The 18,600-nt window shown below is 70.5% G+C and carries 16 protein-coding genes; 3 read left to right on the top strand and 13 right to left on the bottom strand.

Annotated features, from left to right (window positions below; genetic code table 11):
• Window positions 1-5: 5 nt before the first annotated feature.
• The 8 genes from ACXYMW_RS06575 to ACXYMW_RS06540 form a co-directional block, all read right to left on the bottom strand.
• The gene (locus tag ACXYMW_RS06575; protein ID WP_459034502.1) at window positions 6-1,430 is read right to left on the bottom strand and encodes an MBOAT family O-acyltransferase; all 1,425 of its coding nucleotides are present in this window, start codon (window positions 1,428-1,430) and stop codon (window positions 6-8) included.
• Window position 1,431: 1 nt separating this feature from the next.
• Window positions 1,432-2,811 carry a right-handed parallel beta-helix repeat-containing protein gene (locus tag ACXYMW_RS06570; RefSeq protein WP_459034501.1) on the bottom strand — a complete coding sequence of 460 codons (1,380 nt, stop codon included), beginning with the start codon at window positions 2,809-2,811 and terminating at the stop codon, window positions 1,432-1,434.
• On the bottom strand, window positions 2,804-4,210 hold the full coding sequence (locus ACXYMW_RS06565; protein WP_459034500.1) for a mannose-1-phosphate guanylyltransferase: 1,407 nt from the start codon (window positions 4,208-4,210) through the stop codon (window positions 2,804-2,806). The genes ACXYMW_RS06570 and ACXYMW_RS06565 overlap by 8 nt, the downstream gene beginning before the upstream one ends.
• Window positions 4,203-5,369: a hypothetical protein gene (locus tag ACXYMW_RS06560; protein ID WP_459034499.1), complete on the bottom strand. Its 1,167-nt coding sequence runs from the start codon at window positions 5,367-5,369 to the stop codon at window positions 4,203-4,205. The genes ACXYMW_RS06565 and ACXYMW_RS06560 overlap by 8 nt, the downstream gene beginning before the upstream one ends.
• A gap of 23 nt (window positions 5,370-5,392) precedes the next feature.
• The gene (locus ACXYMW_RS06555) at window positions 5,393-6,841 is read right to left on the bottom strand and encodes a glycosyltransferase (protein ID WP_459034498.1); all 1,449 of its coding nucleotides are present in this window, start codon (window positions 6,839-6,841) and stop codon (window positions 5,393-5,395) included.
• 19 nt (window positions 6,842-6,860) lie between these two features.
• Window positions 6,861-8,180, bottom strand: a complete 1,320-nt coding sequence (locus ACXYMW_RS06550) for a nucleotide sugar dehydrogenase (RefSeq protein WP_459034497.1) — start codon at window positions 8,178-8,180, stop codon at window positions 6,861-6,863.
• Between the two features lie 283 nt (window positions 8,181-8,463).
• Complete coding sequence (locus tag ACXYMW_RS06545) at window positions 8,464-9,108, bottom strand: response regulator transcription factor (RefSeq protein WP_459034496.1); 645 nt, start codon at window positions 9,106-9,108, stop codon at window positions 8,464-8,466.
• Window positions 9,101-9,757 carry a helix-turn-helix transcriptional regulator gene (locus ACXYMW_RS06540; protein ID WP_459034495.1) on the bottom strand — a complete coding sequence of 219 codons (657 nt, stop codon included), beginning with the start codon at window positions 9,755-9,757 and terminating at the stop codon, window positions 9,101-9,103. The genes ACXYMW_RS06545 and ACXYMW_RS06540 overlap by 8 nt, the downstream gene beginning before the upstream one ends.
• 337 nt (window positions 9,758-10,094) lie before the next feature.
• On the opposite strand from ACXYMW_RS06540, the gene ACXYMW_RS06535 reads away from it, so the two are divergent.
• A complete protein-coding gene (locus ACXYMW_RS06535; RefSeq protein ID WP_459034494.1) occupies window positions 10,095-12,527 on the top strand; it encodes a calcium-binding protein in 2,433 nt (810 codons plus the stop codon).
• Window positions 12,528-12,587: 60 nt separating this feature from the next.
• Here ACXYMW_RS06535 and ACXYMW_RS06530 read toward each other — a convergent pair whose 3' ends face one another.
• Window positions 12,588-13,808 carry an acyl-CoA dehydrogenase gene (locus ACXYMW_RS06530; protein ID WP_459034583.1) on the bottom strand — a complete coding sequence of 407 codons (1,221 nt, stop codon included), beginning with the start codon at window positions 13,806-13,808 and terminating at the stop codon, window positions 12,588-12,590.
• An 85-nt stretch (window positions 13,809-13,893) separates the two neighbouring features.
• On the opposite strand from ACXYMW_RS06530, the gene ACXYMW_RS06525 reads away from it, so the two are divergent.
• Window positions 13,894-14,820 carry a LysR substrate-binding domain-containing protein gene (locus ACXYMW_RS06525; RefSeq protein WP_459034493.1) on the top strand — a complete coding sequence of 309 codons (927 nt, stop codon included), beginning with the start codon at window positions 13,894-13,896 and terminating at the stop codon, window positions 14,818-14,820.
• Window positions 14,821-14,827: 7 nt separating this feature from the next.
• Here the strand turns inward: ACXYMW_RS06525 and ACXYMW_RS06520 are convergent, their stop codons facing one another.
• Entirely contained in the window at window positions 14,828-16,174 is a 1,347-nt protein-coding gene (locus ACXYMW_RS06520) for a LysM peptidoglycan-binding domain-containing protein (protein ID WP_459034492.1), read from the bottom strand.
• Window positions 16,175-16,298: 124 nt separating this feature from the next.
• Between ACXYMW_RS06520 and ACXYMW_RS06515 the strand changes: the two genes are divergently transcribed.
• Entirely contained in the window at window positions 16,299-16,847 is a 549-nt protein-coding gene (locus tag ACXYMW_RS06515; protein WP_459034491.1) for an LOG family protein, read from the top strand.
• On the opposite strand, the gene rarD is transcribed toward ACXYMW_RS06515, so the two are convergent.
• The 3 genes from rarD to ACXYMW_RS06500 form a co-directional block, all read right to left on the bottom strand.
• Complete coding sequence (rarD, locus tag ACXYMW_RS06510) at window positions 16,787-17,722, bottom strand: EamA family transporter RarD (RefSeq protein WP_459034490.1); 936 nt, start codon at window positions 17,720-17,722, stop codon at window positions 16,787-16,789. The two genes, ACXYMW_RS06515 and rarD, sit on opposite strands and share 61 nt — an antisense overlap.
• 152 nt (window positions 17,723-17,874) lie before the next feature.
• On the bottom strand, window positions 17,875-18,330 hold the full coding sequence (locus ACXYMW_RS06505; protein ID WP_459034489.1) for a host attachment family protein: 456 nt from the start codon (window positions 18,328-18,330) through the stop codon (window positions 17,875-17,877).
• On the bottom strand, window positions 18,330-18,560 hold the full coding sequence (locus tag ACXYMW_RS06500; RefSeq protein WP_459034488.1) for a hypothetical protein: 231 nt from the start codon (window positions 18,558-18,560) through the stop codon (window positions 18,330-18,332). Before ACXYMW_RS06500 ends, ACXYMW_RS06505 begins: the two co-directional genes overlap by 1 nt.
• Between the last annotated feature and the right edge of the window lie 40 nt (window positions 18,561-18,600).

The raw sequence follows: 18,600 nt of genomic DNA, 5'->3' as shown, positions 1-18,600 counted from the left end.
GGGGCCTAGAACTGGAAGTACAGGAAGGGCGAGAAGCTCTGCTCGGCGAGCTTGAGCACGGTGAGGCCGGCGATCAGCGTGATCACCGCGCTCGGCAGGAGCGTGTTGGCGAGGGTCACCGCGCCGCCGCCCATGCTCACCCCGGGCGTCGTGCGGACGGCCCGGCGGAAGGCCGGCTCCACCGTCGCCACGAGGAGCGCGAGGGCGAGGAAGACGAGGCTTTCGCGCGTCATCTCGAGCGCCGCGGCGCCGCCGAGGGCGATGCCGTTGAGCCCGGCCATGCCGGCCAGCACCGACCCGGCCTCGGGCACCGAGGCGGCGCGGAACATCGCCCAGCCCAGCAGCACCACCAGAAGCGTGCGCAGCAGCGCCGCGGGCGAGCGCGCCTTGGCCCAGCCGCTGTAGCGCTCGAAGGCGAGCCAGCCGCCATGCCAGGCGCCCCAGAGCACGTAGGTCCAGGCGGCGCCGTGCCAGAGCCCGCCCAGCACCATCACAATCATCAGGTTCAGGTAGGTCCGCACCGCGCCGGCGCGGTTGCCGCCGAGCGGGATGTAGAGGTAGTCGCGCAGCCAGATCGACAGCGAGATGTGCCAGCGCTGCCAGAACTCGGTGATCGACCGCGCCACGTAGGGCGTGTCGAAGTTCTCGACGAAGCGGAAGCCCAGCATCATGCCGAGGCCGATCGCCATGTCGGAATAGCCCGAGAAGTCGAAATAGAGCTGCATCATGTAGGCCACGGCGCCCAGCCAGGCCAGCGCCAGCGACGGGTCGGCCGTGCCGAAGGCGAGATCGGCCAGCGGCGCCACGGCATCGGCCAGCAGCACCTTCTTGGCCAGGCCGATGAAGAACCGCTCCATGCCGCTCGTGAACAGGTCCAGCGAATGGGTGCGGTGGCGGAACTGGTGCGCCAGATCCTTGTAGCGCAGGATCGGCCCCGCGATGAGCTGCGGGAACAGCGCGATGAAGGCCGCGAAGTCGAGCAGCGACACGCCGTCATCGGGGGCGTCGCCGCGATGCGTGTCGATCAGATAGCTGACCGACTGGAAGACGTAGAACGACACGCCGATGGGCAGCAGCACCTGCCAGTGCAGGCCGATGGCGTCGGGCGTGGTCCCGAAAAGGGCGGTCAGGCTGTCGAGGAAGAAGCCGAGATACTTGAAGACGCCGAGAACGCCGAGGCAGCCCGCCACCCCGATCCCGGTCCAGATCCGGCGCCGCCGCCCATCGCTGGCGCGGATCGCGCGGCCGACGAGGTAGGCCCAGATCGTGGTGCCGACGAGCAGCAGCAGGAAGTCCACCCGCCACCAGGCGTAGAAGACGTAGGATCCGGCCAGCAGCGTCGCCGATTTCCAACGCCAGGGCGTCAGGTAGTAGAGCGCGAGAAAGCCCGGCAGGAACAGGAAGAGGAATGTCTCGGACGAGAAGACCATGTCAGGCGCCTCCTTCCTCGGTGGGACCGCAGGCCGCGAAGGCCGCCGTCGCGGCATCGCGGCGCAGCGGGGCGTCGCTGCGCGCGGCGACGCGGTCGATCACCATGCTGGTGGCGCGGTCGTCGCGGCGGTCGCTCAGCCAGAGCGCGCTGTGCTGGTCGAGATCGCCACCGAAGAGCCGCGGCATCTGCCCGCCGAGATCGTTGCGCGCCAGCCGCAGCGTGGCGAGCTGGGAGCCGCGCAGGCCCTGGCGGTTCTTGGCGAAGCGGTTGCGCAGGACCAGGCCCTCGCTGCCCTCGTGCTGCGCGACGACGGCAAGGCCCGGCCCGACATTGCGCTCGATCGCGTTGCCCGACAGGATGAAGGCCCCGGTCTCGCGTACGGCGATGCCGGCGCCGCGGTTCCCCGCCACGCGGTTGTTGTCGAGCCAGATGCAGGCCGCGCCCTCGGCCAGGGTCAGGCCGGAGCCGTCGAAGCCGGTCACCTCGTTGTCCGCGAAGCGCAGGTTGCGGCTGCGGTCGTCGAGGCGGACGCCCTTGCCCTGGCCGTCGAGGAACCGGTTCCGGGCGATGACGCCGCCGCTCAGGTCGGAGGCGTGCAGCGCCTCGGCGCCCTGCGGCCGGCGGATCTCGTTGTCGTGCACCCGGGCATCGCTCAGCGCGTCGAGCCGCAGCGCGCTGCCGCGGTTGCCGATCAGGCGGTTGCCGCTGAATTCCAGATCGTCGAGATCGCGCAGGCTGACGGTTCTCAGATCGACGAACTCGTTGCCGGTGATCGCCCCGGCCGTGCCGCTGCCGAGCAGGCCACGCCCGCTCAGCGCCACGCCGCCGGTCTCGCGGCTGCCGCCATAGCCCAGATCGACGAAGCGGCTGTCCTGCAGGTGCAGGCTGCTTTCGCCCAGCCCGGCGATGAACGGGCGATAGCCCGCGATCCGCGGATGGCGCCCGCCCGAGGAGGCGACCTCGGCGCCGTCGAAGCGGGTGCGGCCGAGCGACAGCAGGAAGGCGCCCTCGCGCCGGTCGAGACGCAGCCGGTCGCCCGGGCCGAGGATCAGCTCGGCGCCCTGCAGCACCACGATGGGCCGGAGGGCGGTCACGGTGCCGTCCTCGGCCACCCGCAGCGTATCGGCGAGGCCCGCCGCCTCGGCGGCCGCCACCAGACCGGACAGGGTGGCCTGCCCCTCCTGGAGATAGAGGGCGCGGTCGGCGGCGTCGAGCAGGTCGGTCTGGGCCTGCCCGGTCCCCGCGGCGAGCTGCATCAGCGCCAGCCGGGCATCCGACAGGCTGAGCGTGGCCTCGGACTGCGCCGGCGCCGCGGCGGGGACGCAAAGCCCCGCCGCTAGCGCCGCCGCGGCGGCCCATCTGAGCAGACGCTCACGCACTGGCGCGGCCCCAGCGGCCGGGTTCGCCGGCCTGCGCCAGAGTGAGCTCGGTGCGGGTGTCCTGCGACAGCTCGATGGTGATCAGGCGCAGGTCGCTCTCGCCGTGGTTTTCGACCAGCATGGTCTCGCCCGGGCCGACCGAGAGATGCGCGCCGGCCGATTTCGGCCCGGTCTTGGAGCCGTTCAGCACCGCCGCCTCGCCCGAGACCACCGCCAGGATGGCGCCCGCCGGCTCGCCGCCGACGACCCGGAGCGCGCGCCCCGAGGGCACGTTGTGGGCCGCGACGTCGTTGCCGCCCAGCGGCGAGGTCTCGCGGTGCGTCATCACCTCGCGGCGGTTCTCGGCCTTCAGCTTGTTGACCGCGTCCTTCACCATCTGGGCGTGGGCGTGGTTGGTGACGAGCAGCGCGTCGGGCGTGTCGACGACGATCAGATCCTCCATGCCGATCACCGTCACCAGCTTGTCGCCGGCCCGGATCAGCGAGTTGCGGGTGTCGAGGGTGACCACCTCGCCCGACTCCACGTTGCCGGATTCGCTCTTGTCGCCGATCGAATGGATCGCGGTCCAGGCGCCGACATCGCTCCAATGCACCGAGGAGGGCGCCACCGCGACGCGGTCGGTGCGCTCGAAGATCAGCCGCTCTGTGGGCTCGTTCTCGGCGTCGGCGAAGGCCTCCGCCCCGAGGACGTGGCCATGCGCCACCGGGCGCGCCGCGGCATGGGCGGCCCGGACCGCCGCCAGCGTGTCGGGCGCGTGCCGGGCGAACTCGTCGATCAGGATGTCGGCCCGCATCATCGAGATGCCCGACGCCCAGAAGGTCTCGCCGCCGGCCACCAGCGCCTCGGCATGGGCGAGGTCCGGCTTCTCGACGAAGCGGGCGACGCGCGAAATGTCGCTCATGCCCTCCAGCGCGGTGCCGGCGGTGATGTATCCGAAGCCGGTCTCGGGGCTGCGCGGCACGATCCCGAAGAGCACGATCCAGCCGTCGCGCGCCGCCTGGCGCGCCGCCATCACGGTGTCGCGCATGCTGCCCTGGATGCGGTGATCCGACGGCAGCACCAGCAGCAGCGCCTCCGGATCCGTCTCAGCCAGGTGCAGCGCCGCGGCGAGGACGGCGGGGCCGGTATTGCGGCCCTTGGGCTCCCCGATGAAGCGGCCCGCGACGTCGATCTCGCCCAGCTGCTTGAAGATCAGCTCTTCCTCGGACGCGCTCGCGACGAGCAGCGGGTCGTGGTATTCGGGACCGCGGTGGCGCAGCGCGGTGTCCTGCAGGAAGCTCGGGCTGCCGGTGCCGTCGATGGGCTGGAACTGCTTGGGTTGGTGCACCCGCGACATCGGCCAGAGGCGGGTCCCCATGCCCCCGGAGAGAACGATCGGGTGGATCTTTTGGTCACTCATTTTCAGCTCCATCGGTTTGGGTATCCCCGGCCAAGAGCGGCCGAATGTTGCGGGTCCACTGCGCCTCGGCGGTGTCCCCGATGGTCTCTCCGGCCGCGATGACCGGCCCGAACGGGGCCAGCGGATCGCGTGGCACGGTCAGCGCCGCCACCTGGCCCACCGCGTCGTCGGGCAGTGCGGTCGCGGGTTCGAGCAGCGCGCGCACCGGTGCGTCGACCTCGAGCGCCCCGGGCGGGCGGAAGCTCTCGTCGAGCCGTGCGCTGAAGGACGCACCGCCCGAGAGCTCGACATCGACACGGCCGGCACGCTGGACCTGGAACAGCAGTTCCTGCGGCAGCCGGGCCTCCACCATCAGCGGAGCGTCGGGATCGGCCACGGCGACCACCGGCTCCCCGGCGAGCACCGTGCTGCCCTCCTCGACGCCGACCGGGCGGCCGGTGCAGTCGCAGGGCATGGCGACCGAGAGGGTCTCGCCGTCCACGGTGTCGATGGCGTAGAGCACCTCGCCCTGCGGCGCCTCGAGATCGAGGAAGGTGATCTGGCCGTCGGCGGTGGCGCGCATGGTCTGGCCCTGGGGAATGACCCGCCCCGGGGCCGCGATGGCGGTGGTGAAGAGCTGCGACTGCGCCATGCCGACGGCGATGGCGATCAGCGCCGCGGTGGCGCCGAGGACCAGCAGGCTGCCGACGCCGCTGCGGAAGCGCTGCCCGAAGGTCGGCTTCGGCGCCGGGCTCTTGGCGCCGCGGGTCTCGGCGAAGGCGCCGGCGCGGATCACCGAGCCCGAGGCGGTGAGATCGCCGGAGATGTAATCGCCCAGCACCTGGCGCAGCTGCGGCGCATGCTCGCCGGTGGGTTCGGTGAAGGCCAGGTGCATGCGGTTGTCGCTGAGCACATGCACGCGCACCGAGGGCGTCAGGACGAGCTGGTAGCCCGGGAAGTCGAAGATCAGCCGGGCGATGCCCTCGCCGTCGTGCAGCGCCGGGTCGATCAGCCCGCCGACCTCGGCGCCGACCATCGACAGGCCCTCGCCGGCATAGCGCCGGCCCTCGACCGTGACCGAGAACGGGATGTCCAGCATCGGGTATTCGTTGCCGCCATGCAGGGGCGCCGGACGCTCGGCGGCGTCGGCCGCCGGGTCTGAACCTTGGGGAAGGGTCATCGGATGCGTTCCTGTGTTTGGGATCAAGTGAAGCCGAGGAGCACGAGCACGCCGACGGTGAGCCAGCCGAGGGCAAGCACGTGCATGTAGGTCGAAGAGGCGGCGCGCAGGCGGGCGCCGATCGGCTGGCGGACGGCCGCGGCGGTGCCCGCCTGCCGGGTCCATTTCTGCCGGTCGAGGCGGAACAGCGCCCAGCTCTTGATCGCGGCGCCGCTGATCTGGCCGAAATAGAGCAGCGCCGGATAGACGATCGGGAAGCCGCCGCCGCGGAACACCGAGAGGGCCCAGCAGAACAGGTACCGGGTGAACATCACCCAGGCGATGTAGGCCGGGATCACCGCCGGCGTGGCGAAGATCGCGGTGAGCAGGATGGCGATCGGCCCCGCCAGGGTGGTCCAGATCGACAGCCGCTGGTCGACGATCGACCACCAGGTGAAGGCGCCGATGCGGCGCGGGCCGAGCGCCACGGCGCGGCCATTGGTGCGCAGCATGTTGCCGAACCAGCGCCGCATCAGGGCGAAGGCGCTCTCGAAGAAGCCCGGCATCGGCTGGCTCTCCATGGAGAGCGAATGCACGTCGGGCAGATAGGTCATCCGGTAGCCCCGCGACAGCAGCCAGTACCAGGTCGACTTGTCGTCGCCGGTGAGGAAGTTGACCCGGCCGAGCCGCCAATGGTCGATATGGTCCGACTGGACCTGGGCGATGAAGCCCGGATCGGTGGCGAGATCGGCGCGGAACACCGACATGCGCCCGGTCAGGGTCAGGACGCGGCCGCCGAAGGCCATCGAGCACATCATCATCTGGCGCTGCATGAAGCGCAGGTCGAACCAGTGCCGGAACAGCGGCTCGGGGATCTCGACGCGCTCGTCGGTGGTCAGGGCGCCGATGCCGGGATCGGTGAAGAACGGCGCGGCGCGGTCGACGATGTCGCGCGGCACGCAGCTGTCGCCGTCGACGAAGACCAGCACGTCGCGCGGCGTCGGCGCCTCGCGGCGCAAGAGCCGCAGCGACCGCGCGATGGCGTCGCGCTTGCCCGATCCGGGGATCCGGTCGATCACCAGCTTGACGTTCGGCATGGCGTGCCGGCGCGCCTCCCAGAGATCGCGGATCACCCGGACATCGGCGCCGTCGACCACCGAGGCCACGATGGTGCCGCCCCCCGCCGCGGCATGGGCCGCGGCGAAGATGGTGTCGTAGACGCGCGTGGTGACCTCCGGGTCGATCTTGAAGGTGGTCACCATGAAGTAGCCGTGCGCGGGGACCGGACGCGTGGCATAGGCCGCCTCGGCCCGGCGGCGCCGGCGCGGATAGACCCAGCGCAGGTAGGCCAGCGCCCGGACGAAGTTGATCCCCGCCCAGGAATAGCGCCAGGTCCCGATCAGCCCGAGCGTCACCAGCGCCGCTTCGGCGCCGGCGAAGCTGCGGGTGGTGACCGCGAGGGCCAGCACCGCACAGAGCGCGAGATATGCCACATGCCCGATCATCGCGCGATCACCAGCAGATGCCCTGGTAGCCGGCGCCGGAGACGCGCTCGGGGTCGATCCGCGTCAGGTCGACGATGCGCCGGCCATCCGCCCGCTCGGCGATGCGCTCGCGCACCTCCGGGTAGCGGTTGCCGACAACGATCACCTCGGAGCGCTCGATCAGCGTGTCGAGATCGGTCTCCATCCGGTTGGCGAGCCCCGGCACCACGGCGTTGCCCCGGCCCTCGGCGGCGGCGTCGTTGGCGAAGGCGGTGGCGACGAAGGGGTCGTAGATCCGGACCTCCTGCCCGCTCTCGATGAGCCGCGCGGCGAGATCGGCCAGCGGGCTTTCCCGCAGGTCGTCGGTGCCGGCCTTGAAGGACACGCCGACGAGGCCCACGGCCTTCTTCGCCGCAGAGGCGATCATGCCCTCGGCGCGCTCGATCTGCGCCGTGTTGGCGGTGAGGATGGCGTCGAGGATCGGCGTCTCGACGCCCTTCTGGCTGCCCACCGCGCGCAGGGCGCGCACGTCCTTGGGCAGGCAGGAGCCGCCGAAGGCGAAGCCCGGGCGCAGGAAGGCCGGCGACATCGCCACCTTGTGGTCGGATTGCAGGATCCCCATCACCTTCTGGCCGTCGAGCTCGTTGGCCTTGGCAATGTTGCCGATCTCGTTGGCGAAGCTGATCTTGGCCGCGCGCCAGGCATTGGAGGTGTACTTGACCATCTCCGCGGTGCGGATATCGACCTTGTGCATCTCGCAGGGCAGATCGGCGTTGATCTCGCTCAGGATCGCCTCGGCCTCGGGGTCGAGCGAGCCGAAGACGATGAGCCCGGGATCGGCGTAATCCTCGATGGCGGTGCTCTCGCGGAGGAATTCCGGGAAGTATCCGACACCGAAATCGGCGCCCGCGCGCTTGCCGGAGGCGGATTCAAGCGTCGGGATGCAGACCTCCTCCATGGTGCCGGGCACGATGGTGGAGCGCATGATGACGGTGTGATGGGCGTCCTTGGCGGCGATGGCGCGGCCGATATCCTCGCAGACCGAAACCACGAATTTCAGCCCCACGGACCCGTCCGGGGCGCTCGGGGTGCCGACGCAGCAGAACGACACGTCGGTCTCAGCCACCGCCGCCTTGCCATCGGTGGTGGCGCGCAGGCGGCCCGAGCCGACGACCTCGGCGAGAAGCGCATCGAGCCCCTTCTCGACGATCGGCGGGCGCCCTTCGTTCAGACCGTCGACCTTCGCCTGGTCGACGTCCACGGCGATCACCTCGTGGCCGTCCCGGGCCAGGCAGGCCGCGGAGACCACCCCCACATAGCCGATGCCGAAAACGCTGATGCGAGCCATTCGATTGTCCTTCTCATTCCGGGGCACGCCCCCGCGGGGGCGGCGCGTTTGAAGTCCTGTGCGAGAGGGGTATCTGAGCGAATCCAGAGACTTGAGTCGGGACGGTTGCTGATCGGCGGTGGGAATTTGCGCACCGCTTGAGAGCCGCCTCCCGACCTATCGTGGGAAAATTCCGACATCCGGTCCCGGGCCGCCTGCGCCCCTGCCCCGGCACGAAAAAAAGCGCCCCGCGCGGTGCGCGGGACGCCATCGTCCGGTTGCGTCGTGCCCGGGGGGCCGCGCGTCAGTCGAGCCAGCCCCGCGCCATGGCGTGGCGGATCAGCGCCCGGCGATCGGCCAAGCCGAGCTTGGTCATGGCCCGGGCGCGCTGGGTGTCGACGGTCTTCACCGAGACCCCGAGCGATTCCGCGATGCGGGTCGCCGGATCGCCCTGCGAGACCAGCCGAAGCACCGATTCCTCGCGCGCGCTCAGGGTGGCGCGGCCGTTCCCGGCATTCAGGATCAGCCGCCGGCCATAGGCCTTGTCGACATAGGAGCCGCCGGCCGCCACCACGCGCATCGCCCGCACGAAGGTCGCGGGCTCGGCGCTCTTGGGCAAAAAACCCCGCAGGTTCAGTTCGATGCAGAACTGCGCCAGTTCGATCGAGGGCCGCGAGGCGAAGGCCACGAACTGCATGTCGGGCCGGTGGCTGCGGGCCTCCTCGATGAAGGCGTCGAGACGCGGGATCTGCAGCGGATCGAGGACCGTGATCGCCGGGTCGACGCGCTGCAGGGTCAGCAGGTCGGGCGGGCCGAAGCGCGCGTCGAGCGTGTTCGCGACGCTCGGATCGCTGCGCAGCAGATCGGCGACGGCTTGCGCGAAAATCGGCGCCGCATCGGCGATCAGGATCCTGAGACCGGGGGATACGCCCCCTTCGGATTCAAACATGCCATCCGTGCTCGCTGGCATGCGACACGAGTCCGGCACGGCCCTGGAGGCCGAGCTTCGCCAGGCCGCGATAGGTATGGGTCTCGACGGTCTTCGGGCTGATCGAAAGGTCGACGGCGATCCGCTTGGCCGGCAGACCCCGCGCCACCGCGAAGAGCACCACCTTCTCGCGGTCCGACAGCCCCTCGGTCCCGGCCTGGGTCAGTCCCGTGCTGGCTTCGGCGAGCGATCCGAACCGCCCGTCGACGAAGAGACCGCCATCCGCGATGGCATCCACCGCCGAGACCAGCTGCTCCAGCCGCAAGCCCCGCGACAGCACGCCGGCAAACTCGGCGCGCAGGCAGTGATGGGCCAGGCCGGCCTCGCTCTGGGGCAGCAGCGCGACGCTCTCATGGTCTCCGAACCGCTCGAGATGCCGGGCCCGCACGTCCTCGGGGTCAAGCTCGCAGGCGGCCGGATCGAAAATGACCAGATCGGGCCGGATTGCGACAGAAACCTGCGCCGGATCGCCCGCCACGACCCCTTCGCAATCAATCCCCGGTTCCGCTTCCAGTCGCCGTGCAATGGTATCCGTCAGAATGGCGCAATTGTCTGCCAGCAAAATTCGCGTTCTGGCCGAACTTGGCTGTCTCAAGGCGATCTCCACCATTTTGTTATTATCTGCGCGCCGCCGTGATCCCCCGCCGCGCCAAGGCCAAACATTTGCGGCGGAAAGATGATCCTGCCAAATTGTCGGAATCTTTAAAAAAAATTAAGGAACCGTTATTAAGCAACTGAAACTTATAAATAAAAAATTTAGCAATTTCGGGTCTGTAGGGCCTCCTAGCGCGCTGACGGCACAAGGCAAATTTTCTCTCCTTCTCGCCATCATTGCGCCTCACAAATTTGGTTTCAATCACAGGTAGTGCGGGCCACCCGATCATCGCCGTGCCGATGGCTGCGGAAAGGCCCTCGCCCGGACCATTCTGAAGGACACTACCCGAGCCATGCCCGACCCCGCCGCGTCCCCGCGCCCCGTTATTCACGTCACCGCCGATATCACCAGTTACGCGCTGCAACGCACCATCGACACCGCGCCGAGCGGCGCCACGATCGAATTGGGAACCGGCTATTACGGCCTGTTGCGGCCGCTGCGGATCGACCGCGACGACATCGCCATTGTCGGCGCCGGATCCGGCGAGACCGTCCTCGGCGCCAAGCAGCTCGACGGGCCGGCCATCGTGATCGGCAGCCAGGACCAGGGGCCGAAGCTCGGTCTCGCCGGCGACGCCGCCGAGGGCAGCCGCAAGATCGCCGTGGACAGCGGCCACGGCCTCGCCGCCGGCGACTGGATCGAGGTGGTGCGCGCCAATACGCCGGACTTCTACGACGAGATCGGCGATACTCTGTGGCAGAAGGACAAGAGCCCGCTGCGGACCTCGCTGGTCCAGGTCGAGGCGGTCGCGGGCGACGAGATCACCCTGGCCACCGGGCTGCATTTCGATTTCGTCGCAGAGGAAAGCCATCTGCGCCGCGTCGATCTGGCCGAGGGCGTCACCCTCGGTGGGATCTCGGTCGATTACGGCCTCGGCCGCGCCGAGCCCGGCCGGTTCGAGAACACCCTGCCCGAGTTCCACCGCGACGCGGTGATCGAGGTCGCGGGCACTGCGGGCCTGCAGCTCTTCGACATCGCCGCCGACGACGTGCCGTCCCACGGCCTCAACGTCGCGCTCAGCAGCGGTCTGAACGCGGATTCGCTGTCGTTCGGCGGGGCCCATAACCGCGGCCCCGGCGGCAACGGCTACGCCGTGCAGCTGCGCGACGTCTTCGACAGCCAGCTCACCGGTCTCAGCGACAGCGGCATGCGGCATTCGGTGACCTTCGCCTCCTACCAGTCCGCCGTCGGCAACGTGGTCCACATCGCCGAGACCGACCGCGACGTGAACTTCCACGGCGGGCGCGACCACGGCAATGTCGTGCGCGTCGACCGGATGATCCGCGATGCCGATCTCGACCACATGTCGCCCAGCGTCTTCTTCAATTCCGGCACCTCCTACGGCGCCCCCACCGATGCCGGGGCCAACCGGGTCGAGATCTCCGAACTGGTCGGCTCGCGCCGGTCCGACGTGGTCAGCGGAACCTCCGGCAGCGACCGGCTCGACGGCGCCCGGGGCGACGATTGGCTGAGCGGCGGCGATGGCGACGACGTTCTGATCGGCGGCGATGGCGACGACCTCCTCTTCGGCGGCGCCGGACGCGACGTGGCGATCTATGCCGGCAGCATCGACGCGTACGACGTGACCCGGGCCGAGGATCACCTGCTGGTGCGGGGCGGCGTGGGCCGCACCGACACCGACCGGGTGGCCTCCGACATCGAATGGCTGCTCTTCGACGATGCCGCGCTGCGCGGGTCCGACGGCGCCCGGATCGCCCGCTCCGAGGTCGAGGATTTCTTGAGCGAGCCGTCGCGCTGGTCCCCCGCCGCCGGCACCTGGCAGTCCGGCAGCGAGACCCCCGCCGACGAGGCCCCGGAACCGCCCGCGGCGGGCGGCGGGGACGAGGCCGGGGGGCCCGACGCGCCGCGCGTGGTCGTTCCGGAGACCCCGGCCGAGCCCGCGGCCCCGCTCGCGCCGCCCGCGGGATCCGAGCCGGAGACCCCCGAGGCGTCGCCCCGGGCGGATCCCGCGATGCCGGAGACCGAGCCGCCTGCCCCGCCGGAGCCCGCGCCCGAGACGCCGCCGGCCGAACCCGCCCGGCCCGTCCCCGGCCTTCCAGAGGCCCCCGGCACCGGCGCGGCCGTCATCGAGATCCTCGAGGGCACCGAAGACAAGGACGTCTTCCACGTGGTGACCGAGGGCACGGTGGTGCGCGGCTACGGGCAGTGGGACGTGGTCTGGACGCAGGTCGATTTCGCGATGTCCGACGATGTCGAGAAACTGGTTCTCGACGGCACGGGCGCGATCCATGGCAGCGGCGGCGCCAACGACAACATCCTGATCGGCAACGGCGCCGGCAACCGGCTGTCGGGCGGCGGCGGCGACGACCGGATCTGGGCCCGGCGCGGCGACGACACCCTGGAGGGCGGCGCCGGCAACGATTTCCTCGACGCCGCGCGCGGCGACGACCTGCTCTTCGGCGGGCTGGGCCGCGACACGCTGGACGGCGGCAAGGGGGCGGACACCTTCCTCTACCGCGACACCGCCGAAAGCGCGCCGGACGCGGCCGACCGGATCACCGATTTCGAGACCGGCATCGACCGGCTCGACCTGTCCGCGATCGACGCCGATACCGCGCAGGCCGGCGATCAGGCCTTCGCGTTCGGCCGTACCCTGTGGCGCGACGGCGACGTGCTGCTGGGCTCGGTCGACGGCGACGACAGCCCGGATTTCGCCATCGACCTCGGCAGCGCGGCCATCGCCGCGGACGACATCATCCTCTGACGCAGACGGCCCGGGAGCCAGCGCTCCCGGGCCGTCCGGTTCAGGGGTCGGAACGAGCGATCAGAAGAAGGCCTGCAGCCCGGTCTGCGCGCGCCCGAGGATCAGCGCATGCACGTCATGCGTGCCCTCGTAGGTGTTCACCGTCTCGAGGTTCACCATGTGGCGGATGACCTGGAACTCGGCCGAGATGCCGTTGCCGCCATGCATGTCGCGGGCCATCCGCGCGATGTCGAGCGCCTTGCCGCAATTGTTGCGCTTGAGGATCGAGATCATCTCGGGCGCGGCCTTGGCCTCGTCCATCAGGCGGCCGAGGCGCAGGCTGCCCTGCAGGCCGAGCGCGATCTCGGTCTGCATGTCGGCGAGCTTCTTCTGGAACAGCTGGGTCTGGGCCAGCGGCCGGCCGAACTGCTTGCGGTCGAGCCCGTATTGCCGCGCCGCGTGCCAGCAGAACTCGGCCGCCCCCATGGCCCCCCAGGAAATGCCGTAACGGGCGCGGTTGAGGCAGCCGAACGGACCCTTGAGGCCCTCGACATGCGGCAGCAGCGCGTCCTCGCCGACCTCGACGCCGTCCATGACGATCTCGCCGGTGACCGAGGCGCGCAGGGAGAGCTTGTTGCCCACCTTGGGCGCCGAAAGGCCCTTCATTCCCTTCTCGAGCACGAAGCCGCGGATCTTGCCGCCATGCGCCTCGGACTTGGCCCAGACCACGAAGACGTCGGCGATGGGGGAGTTCGAGATCCACATCTTCGACCCGGACAGACGGTAGCCGCCTTCGGTCTTCTCGGCGCGGGTCTTCATGCCGGCGGGATCGGACCCGGCATCGGGCTCGGTCAGGCCGAAGCAGCCGATCCATTCGCCGGAGGACAGCTTGGGGAGGTATTTCTGCCGCTGCTCCTCGGACCCGTAGGCATAGATCGGGTACATCACCAGGCTGGACTGCACCGACATCATCGAGCGGTAGCCGGAATCCACCCGCTCGATCTCGCGCGCGACGAGGCCGTAGGTCACGTAGCCGGCGCCCAGCCCGCCATATTCCTCCGGAATGGTGGTGCCGAGCAGGCCCATCTCACCCATCTCGCGGAAGATCTCGGGCTCCACGGTCTCGTTCTCGAAGGCCTCGAGGATGCGCGGGGCGAGCTTTTCCTGCGCATAGGAGCGGGCGCTCTCGGCCACCATGCGCTCGTCTTCCTCGAGCTGGTCGGTCAGGCGGAACGGGTCCTCCCAGTCGAAGCCGGCGAGATCCGGGGCGTCCTTGGCTTTCAGTTTCGGCTTGGGGCTCATCTCGTTCATGACGGATCCTCCGTGGTGTTTTCCGCAGAATACCTTGCGAAGCGCGCATGCAAAAACGACAATGCCGCATGAACCCATGAGGAAAACGCAAGTGAAGTCGCTGCCCCGGCGCCTTGTTCCCCCGCTCGGCGCGCTGCGCGCGCTGGAAACGCTGGACCGGCTCGGCAGCGCCACCGCGGTGGCGCGGGAGCTCGACCTGAGCCAGAGCGCGGTCAGCCGCCAGATCCGCACGCTCGAGGAGCAGCTGGGCGTGCGCCTGGTCAGCCGCGAGAAGCGCAGCCTGGAGCTCACCCCCGAGGCGCGGGACTACGCCGCCGCGGTGCGCGGGGCGCTCGACCGGATCGCCGCGGCGTCGCTGGCGCTGCGCCTGCCCGAACGCGGCGGCACGCTCGACCTGGCGATCCTGCCCTCCTTCGGGATGCGCTGGCTGGTGCCGCGGCTGGGCGACTTCACCCGCCGCTATTCCGACGTGACGGTCAATCTGGTGACCCGCATCCGGCCTTGCGACTTCGCCAGCGAAGCCTTCGATGCGGCGCTCGAATTCGGTCCCGCGCCGCGGGCCGGGACCGCGGCTTTGCGCCTGCGCCCCGAACACGTCCTGCCGGTCTGCGCGCCCGAATTGCTGCCCGACGGCCCGGTGGCGCCGGCGGCGCTGGCGCGCATGCCGCTGTTGCACATCGCCACCCGGCCCTCGGCCTGGTCGGACTGGTTCGAAGCCCAGAACGCGCCCGTGAGCGCGCCGCGCGGCACCACCTTCGACCAGTTCGCGGCGATCCGGGAGGGCGCGCGGGCGGCGCTCGGCGTGGCGCTGGTGCCGGACTACCTGGTGGAGACCGAACTCGCCACCGGCACGCTGGTTCGGGCGACCCGCACCGCGGCGCTCGAGATGGGGGCCTACTGGCTGGTCTGGCCCGAGGATCGCCCGATGCGCCCACCGCTGCGGGTCTTCCGCGACTGGCTGGCCACCCAGGCCGAGGCGGAGCCCGATCCGCTGCCGCGCTGAGCGCCCGTCACTCCACCGGCATGGCGAAGATCTGCCCGGGATAGATCAGGTCGGGATTTCGGATCGCGGTCCGGTTGGCGTCGAAGACCCGGACATAGAGCAGCCCGTCGCCATAGCGTTCGCGGGCGATGGCCCAGAGCGTGTGGCTGGGCTGCACGGTGATCGCCGTGGCCCCGTCGCCGCCGGCGCCGGGCGCCGGCCGCGCCGCCTCCAGCGCCGCGGCGCTTTCGCGGCGGAACGGGCTTTCGGCGCGCGCCGTCACCCGGCCGCTGCCGTCCAGCCGGTCGGCACGCAACGTATAGGTGCCGGGATCGACGTCGCCCAGCTCGGTGCCCCAGCGGCCATCCTCGTTCACCGGCGCCTCGGTCAGCGCCCGATTGTCGAGGTAGAGCCGGACATGCCCCCCGGCATCGGCCCGGCCGGCCACCGACACGCCGCCGCGGGCGCCGTAGCTGATCGCGTCGATGTCGACCCGGTCGGCGCCGTCCGACGCCTCCCCGGCCTCGGCGCCCTGCAGGACCTCGACGCCGTCCGGCCCGGCCAGAAGGACCGGCGGGCGTTCGGGCCGGACCTCCGCGTCGCCCTCCGGGGCCGGCGCGCCGACCGGGGCGAACCGGGGCGCGGGCAGCGCGGCGTTCCGCGTCGTCAGCTCCTCCGCCCCGGCGGACGGGTCCGTGGCGGCCGGCGCCGGTCCGGAGGCAATGAGCGGGTGCGGCGACGGCGTGCGCGGATCGACGTCGCCCGCGCTCTCTTCGGCGCTCTCCCCGCCGCGCGGCGCCGCCGCGGCGAGCAGCACCGAGGTCTCCGAAGTCACCTCTCCCGCAGCGCCGCTGACCGCAAGGTCGAGCAGGCGCGCCGCATCGGCGGTCCCGAGGTTCAGGAAGGCCGCGAAGTGGCCGGCCGAATCGGCCCGCGTCACCTCGACCACGGCGCCGTCGACGCGGATCGCGACCTCGGACCCGGCCGGGGCGCGGCCCGCCACCAGCACCGTGCCGTCGCGCTCCGACCGCACCAGGTCGAACCGCAGCGCGGCGCCGGGATCGGCCTTCGACGCGCGGTCAGGCCCTGCGGCGCCGCCCGCCTCCGCGCCGGTGACGGTCGGAGCGCCCGCGACCCCGGCCGGTCCGGTCCCGTCCCGGGCGGGGGCGGCCCCATCGGTACCGGCAGGATTTGCAATGGCGGGACCGGAGCGGGCTGCGGCGAGCGGGACCCCGGCCGCGAGCGGCTCGCCGCGGCTGCCGAGCTCCGGATCGGCCGGGCGCAGGAGGTAGAGACCGGCCAGCGTCACGACGATTGCCGCCGCGGTGCCGGTCACCGCGCCGGATGCACCCCGTGCCCGCGCCAAGATGCCCATTTTCGTCATCCCCGGGTTGTGGCAGCGGCGATCCCCCCGGAGCGCCGGATCTGCCCGGTTGAGCGATCATACCAAGACCGCTATCAGCGGTCAAAACCGTTACCGACAAAGAGGTTCGCCGTCCATGCCGCTTTCCGTATGCGTCTATTGCGGCTCCCGGCATGGCCGCGACCCCGCCTACACCGAAGCCGCCCGGACTCTGGGGGCGGAAATCGGCGCCGCGGGCTGGCGCCTGGTCTACGGCGCCGGCGATGTCGGGCTGATGGGCGAGGTGGCGCGCGCCGCGCAAGAGGCCGGCGCGGACACGTTCGGGGTGATCCCCGACCACCTGCTGCGCCGCGAGGTCGGCAAGACCGACCTCGCCCGCTTCGTGGTCACCGAGACCATGCACGAGCGCAAGAAGGTCATGGTGATGAATTCCGACGCCATCGTGGTGCTGCCGGGCGGCGCCGGGTCGCTCGACGAGTTCTTCGAGGCGCTGACCTGGCGCCAGCTCGGGCTGATCGACAAACCGATCTTCCTGCTCGACGTCAACGGCTTCTGGTCGCCGCTCGGGCGGCTGCTCGACCACGTCATGGCGGAAGGCTTCGCCGGCGAGGGTCTGCGCGATCTCTACACCTTCTGCCCGTCGATCGAGGCGCTTCTCGCGGCCCTGCGCCGGCTGCGCTGCTGAGCGAGGCTCGCCGCGGTGTAGAGCGCCAGCGCAGTCCAGATCAGCAGGAAGGCGAAGGCATCGGCGGCGGCGAAGGGCTCGCGGAAGATCAGCACGGCGCAGAGGAATTGCAGCGTCGGGTTGAGATACTGGATCAGCCCGACGGTGGAGAGCGCGGCGCGCTGCGAGGCGTAGGAGAACAGGATCAGCGGCGCGGCGGTGAGCGGCCCGGAGGCCATCAGCAGCAGGCTGAGCGCGGCATCGCGGCCGAACACCGCGCCCGACGCCGCGCCGGTAGCGGCGTCGGCATGGACCAGGCCGAGCCAGAGCAGCGCCAGCGGGGTCAGCAGCGCCACCTCGACGGTGACCGAGGTCACGGCATTCACCGAGATGCGCTTCTTGACCATACCGTAGAGACCGAAGGTGGTGGCCAGGATCAGCGAGATCCAGGGCGGCTGGCCGGCCGTCAGCGACAGCAGCACCACCGCCGCGGCCGCCAGCGCCACCGCGAGGAGCTTGATCCGGCCCAGACGTTCGCCGAAGACCAGCACGCCGAGCAGCACCGCCACGAGCGGGAACATGTAATAGCCCAGGCTCGCCATCGTCGCGCGTTCGATCTGGATCGACAGGATGAACAGGAACCAGTTGGTCGAGATCAGCAGCGCGGTCACCAGCAGCGGACCGGCCAACCGCGGCGCGATCAGGATGCGCAGCATCTCCCGAAGCCGCCCCCCGAGCGCCAGGACGCCGGCGAAGAAGACCAGCGACCAGAGCGTGCGATGCGCCAGCACCTCGCCCGGGGGCACCTCGGCGAGCAGCTTGTAATAGAGCGGCGACAGCCCCCAGATGGTCGCCGCGCCGAGCATGGCCGCGACACCGCGCGTGGCCTCCTGCATCCCGGACCTCCCTGCCCCATGCCGCCTGCTACCGCGCGGTTCCGCCGAAATCCAGAGCCCCGCGGCGGAGCGCGCCGTTGCAGCAAAGCGCCGCGCCCCTTCGCAGGGACGCGGCGCTTAAAGGGGTTGCGCGGTCGTAGCGGCGGCCCGGATCAGGCGGCGGCGAGTTCGTCGCGCACCAGGATCTCGATCTTGTCGATCGGGTGGTTGGTGTAGGTCTTTGGGATCTCGGCCACCACCCGGTCGCGCACCTCCTTGTGCATCTTGTCGCGCAGCTCGCCCAGGATCTGCGGCGGCGCGGCCAGCACGATGCGCTCGAACTTGTGCTTGTGCGCCTGCTTGTAGAGGATCTCCGCCAGCTCGTCGGCGAAGCGCTCCTTGGCCAGCTGGTGCCAGTCGGTGTCGTCCATCGCCGAGCGCTGGTTGACGCCGGTATCGTTCATCCGGCCGGGGCGGTTGGCGGATTGCTCGCGGTCGGAGGGATTGTCCTGCTCCTTCTCGCGCACGACGGTCAGGTTCGGGTTGTCCTCGTCGAGGTCGTTGCGCAGGAACAGCGCCTTCTCGCCGTCGGCGATGAGAACCCAGGTGCCTTGGGTGAGCTTGGCCATCACACCTTCTCCTTGTCGCCGCTGTCGTCCTGATCGTGGCCCAGCGGGCGGGTCTTGCCGGCGGAGGTCTCGTCCAGCTCCTTGCCCTCGTCACGGGTGCCGACCTTGCGCTGCAGCTCGCCGCCGTGGCGGTCGCCGTGCGACGGGGCCGGGGTGACGTTCTCGGGTTTGTCGCCGAGGATCTCCTCGGTCTCGCGGCGGCCGTCCTGCGATCTCTTGCGTTCAGCCATGGGTGCATCCTCCGTTGTCGTTCGCAGGAAGAACGCAGGC

The organism is Roseivivax sp. CAU 1761, assembly GCF_054482755.1.
This window is presented reverse-complemented; position numbering and strand designations above follow the sequence as displayed.

Coding starts and splice junctions, on each gene's coding strand:
- ACXYMW_RS06520 (WP_459034492.1), bottom strand. CDS start 16,174: ATGGGCATCTTGGCGCGGGCACGGGGTGCATCCGGCGCGGTGACCGGC.
- ACXYMW_RS06565 (WP_459034500.1), bottom strand. CDS start 4,210: ATGAGTGACCAAAAGATCCACCCGATCGTTCTCTCCGGGGGCATGGGG.
- ACXYMW_RS06575 (WP_459034502.1), bottom strand. CDS start 1,430: ATGGTCTTCTCGTCCGAGACATTCCTCTTCCTGTTCCTGCCGGGCTTT.
- ACXYMW_RS06505 (WP_459034489.1), bottom strand. CDS start 18,330: ATGGCCAAGCTCACCCAAGGCACCTGGGTTCTCATCGCCGACGGCGAG.
- ACXYMW_RS06515 (WP_459034491.1), top strand. CDS start 16,299: ATGCCGCTTTCCGTATGCGTCTATTGCGGCTCCCGGCATGGCCGCGAC.
- ACXYMW_RS06545 (WP_459034496.1), bottom strand. CDS start 9,108: ATGTTTGAATCCGAAGGGGGCGTATCCCCCGGTCTCAGGATCCTGATC.
- ACXYMW_RS06500 (WP_459034488.1), bottom strand. CDS start 18,560: ATGGCTGAACGCAAGAGATCGCAGGACGGCCGCCGCGAGACCGAGGAG.
- ACXYMW_RS06550 (WP_459034497.1), bottom strand. CDS start 8,180: ATGGCTCGCATCAGCGTTTTCGGCATCGGCTATGTGGGGGTGGTCTCC.
- ACXYMW_RS06525 (WP_459034493.1), top strand. CDS start 13,894: ATGAGGAAAACGCAAGTGAAGTCGCTGCCCCGGCGCCTTGTTCCCCCG.
- ACXYMW_RS06540 (WP_459034495.1), bottom strand. CDS start 9,757: ATGGTGGAGATCGCCTTGAGACAGCCAAGTTCGGCCAGAACGCGAATT.
- ACXYMW_RS06530 (WP_459034583.1), bottom strand. CDS start 13,808: ATGAGCCCCAAGCCGAAACTGAAAGCCAAGGACGCCCCGGATCTCGCC.
- rarD (WP_459034490.1), bottom strand. CDS start 17,722: ATGCAGGAGGCCACGCGCGGTGTCGCGGCCATGCTCGGCGCGGCGACC.
- ACXYMW_RS06560 (WP_459034499.1), bottom strand. CDS start 5,369: ATGACCCTTCCCCAAGGTTCAGACCCGGCGGCCGACGCCGCCGAGCGT.
- ACXYMW_RS06535 (WP_459034494.1), top strand. CDS start 10,095: ATGCCCGACCCCGCCGCGTCCCCGCGCCCCGTTATTCACGTCACCGCC.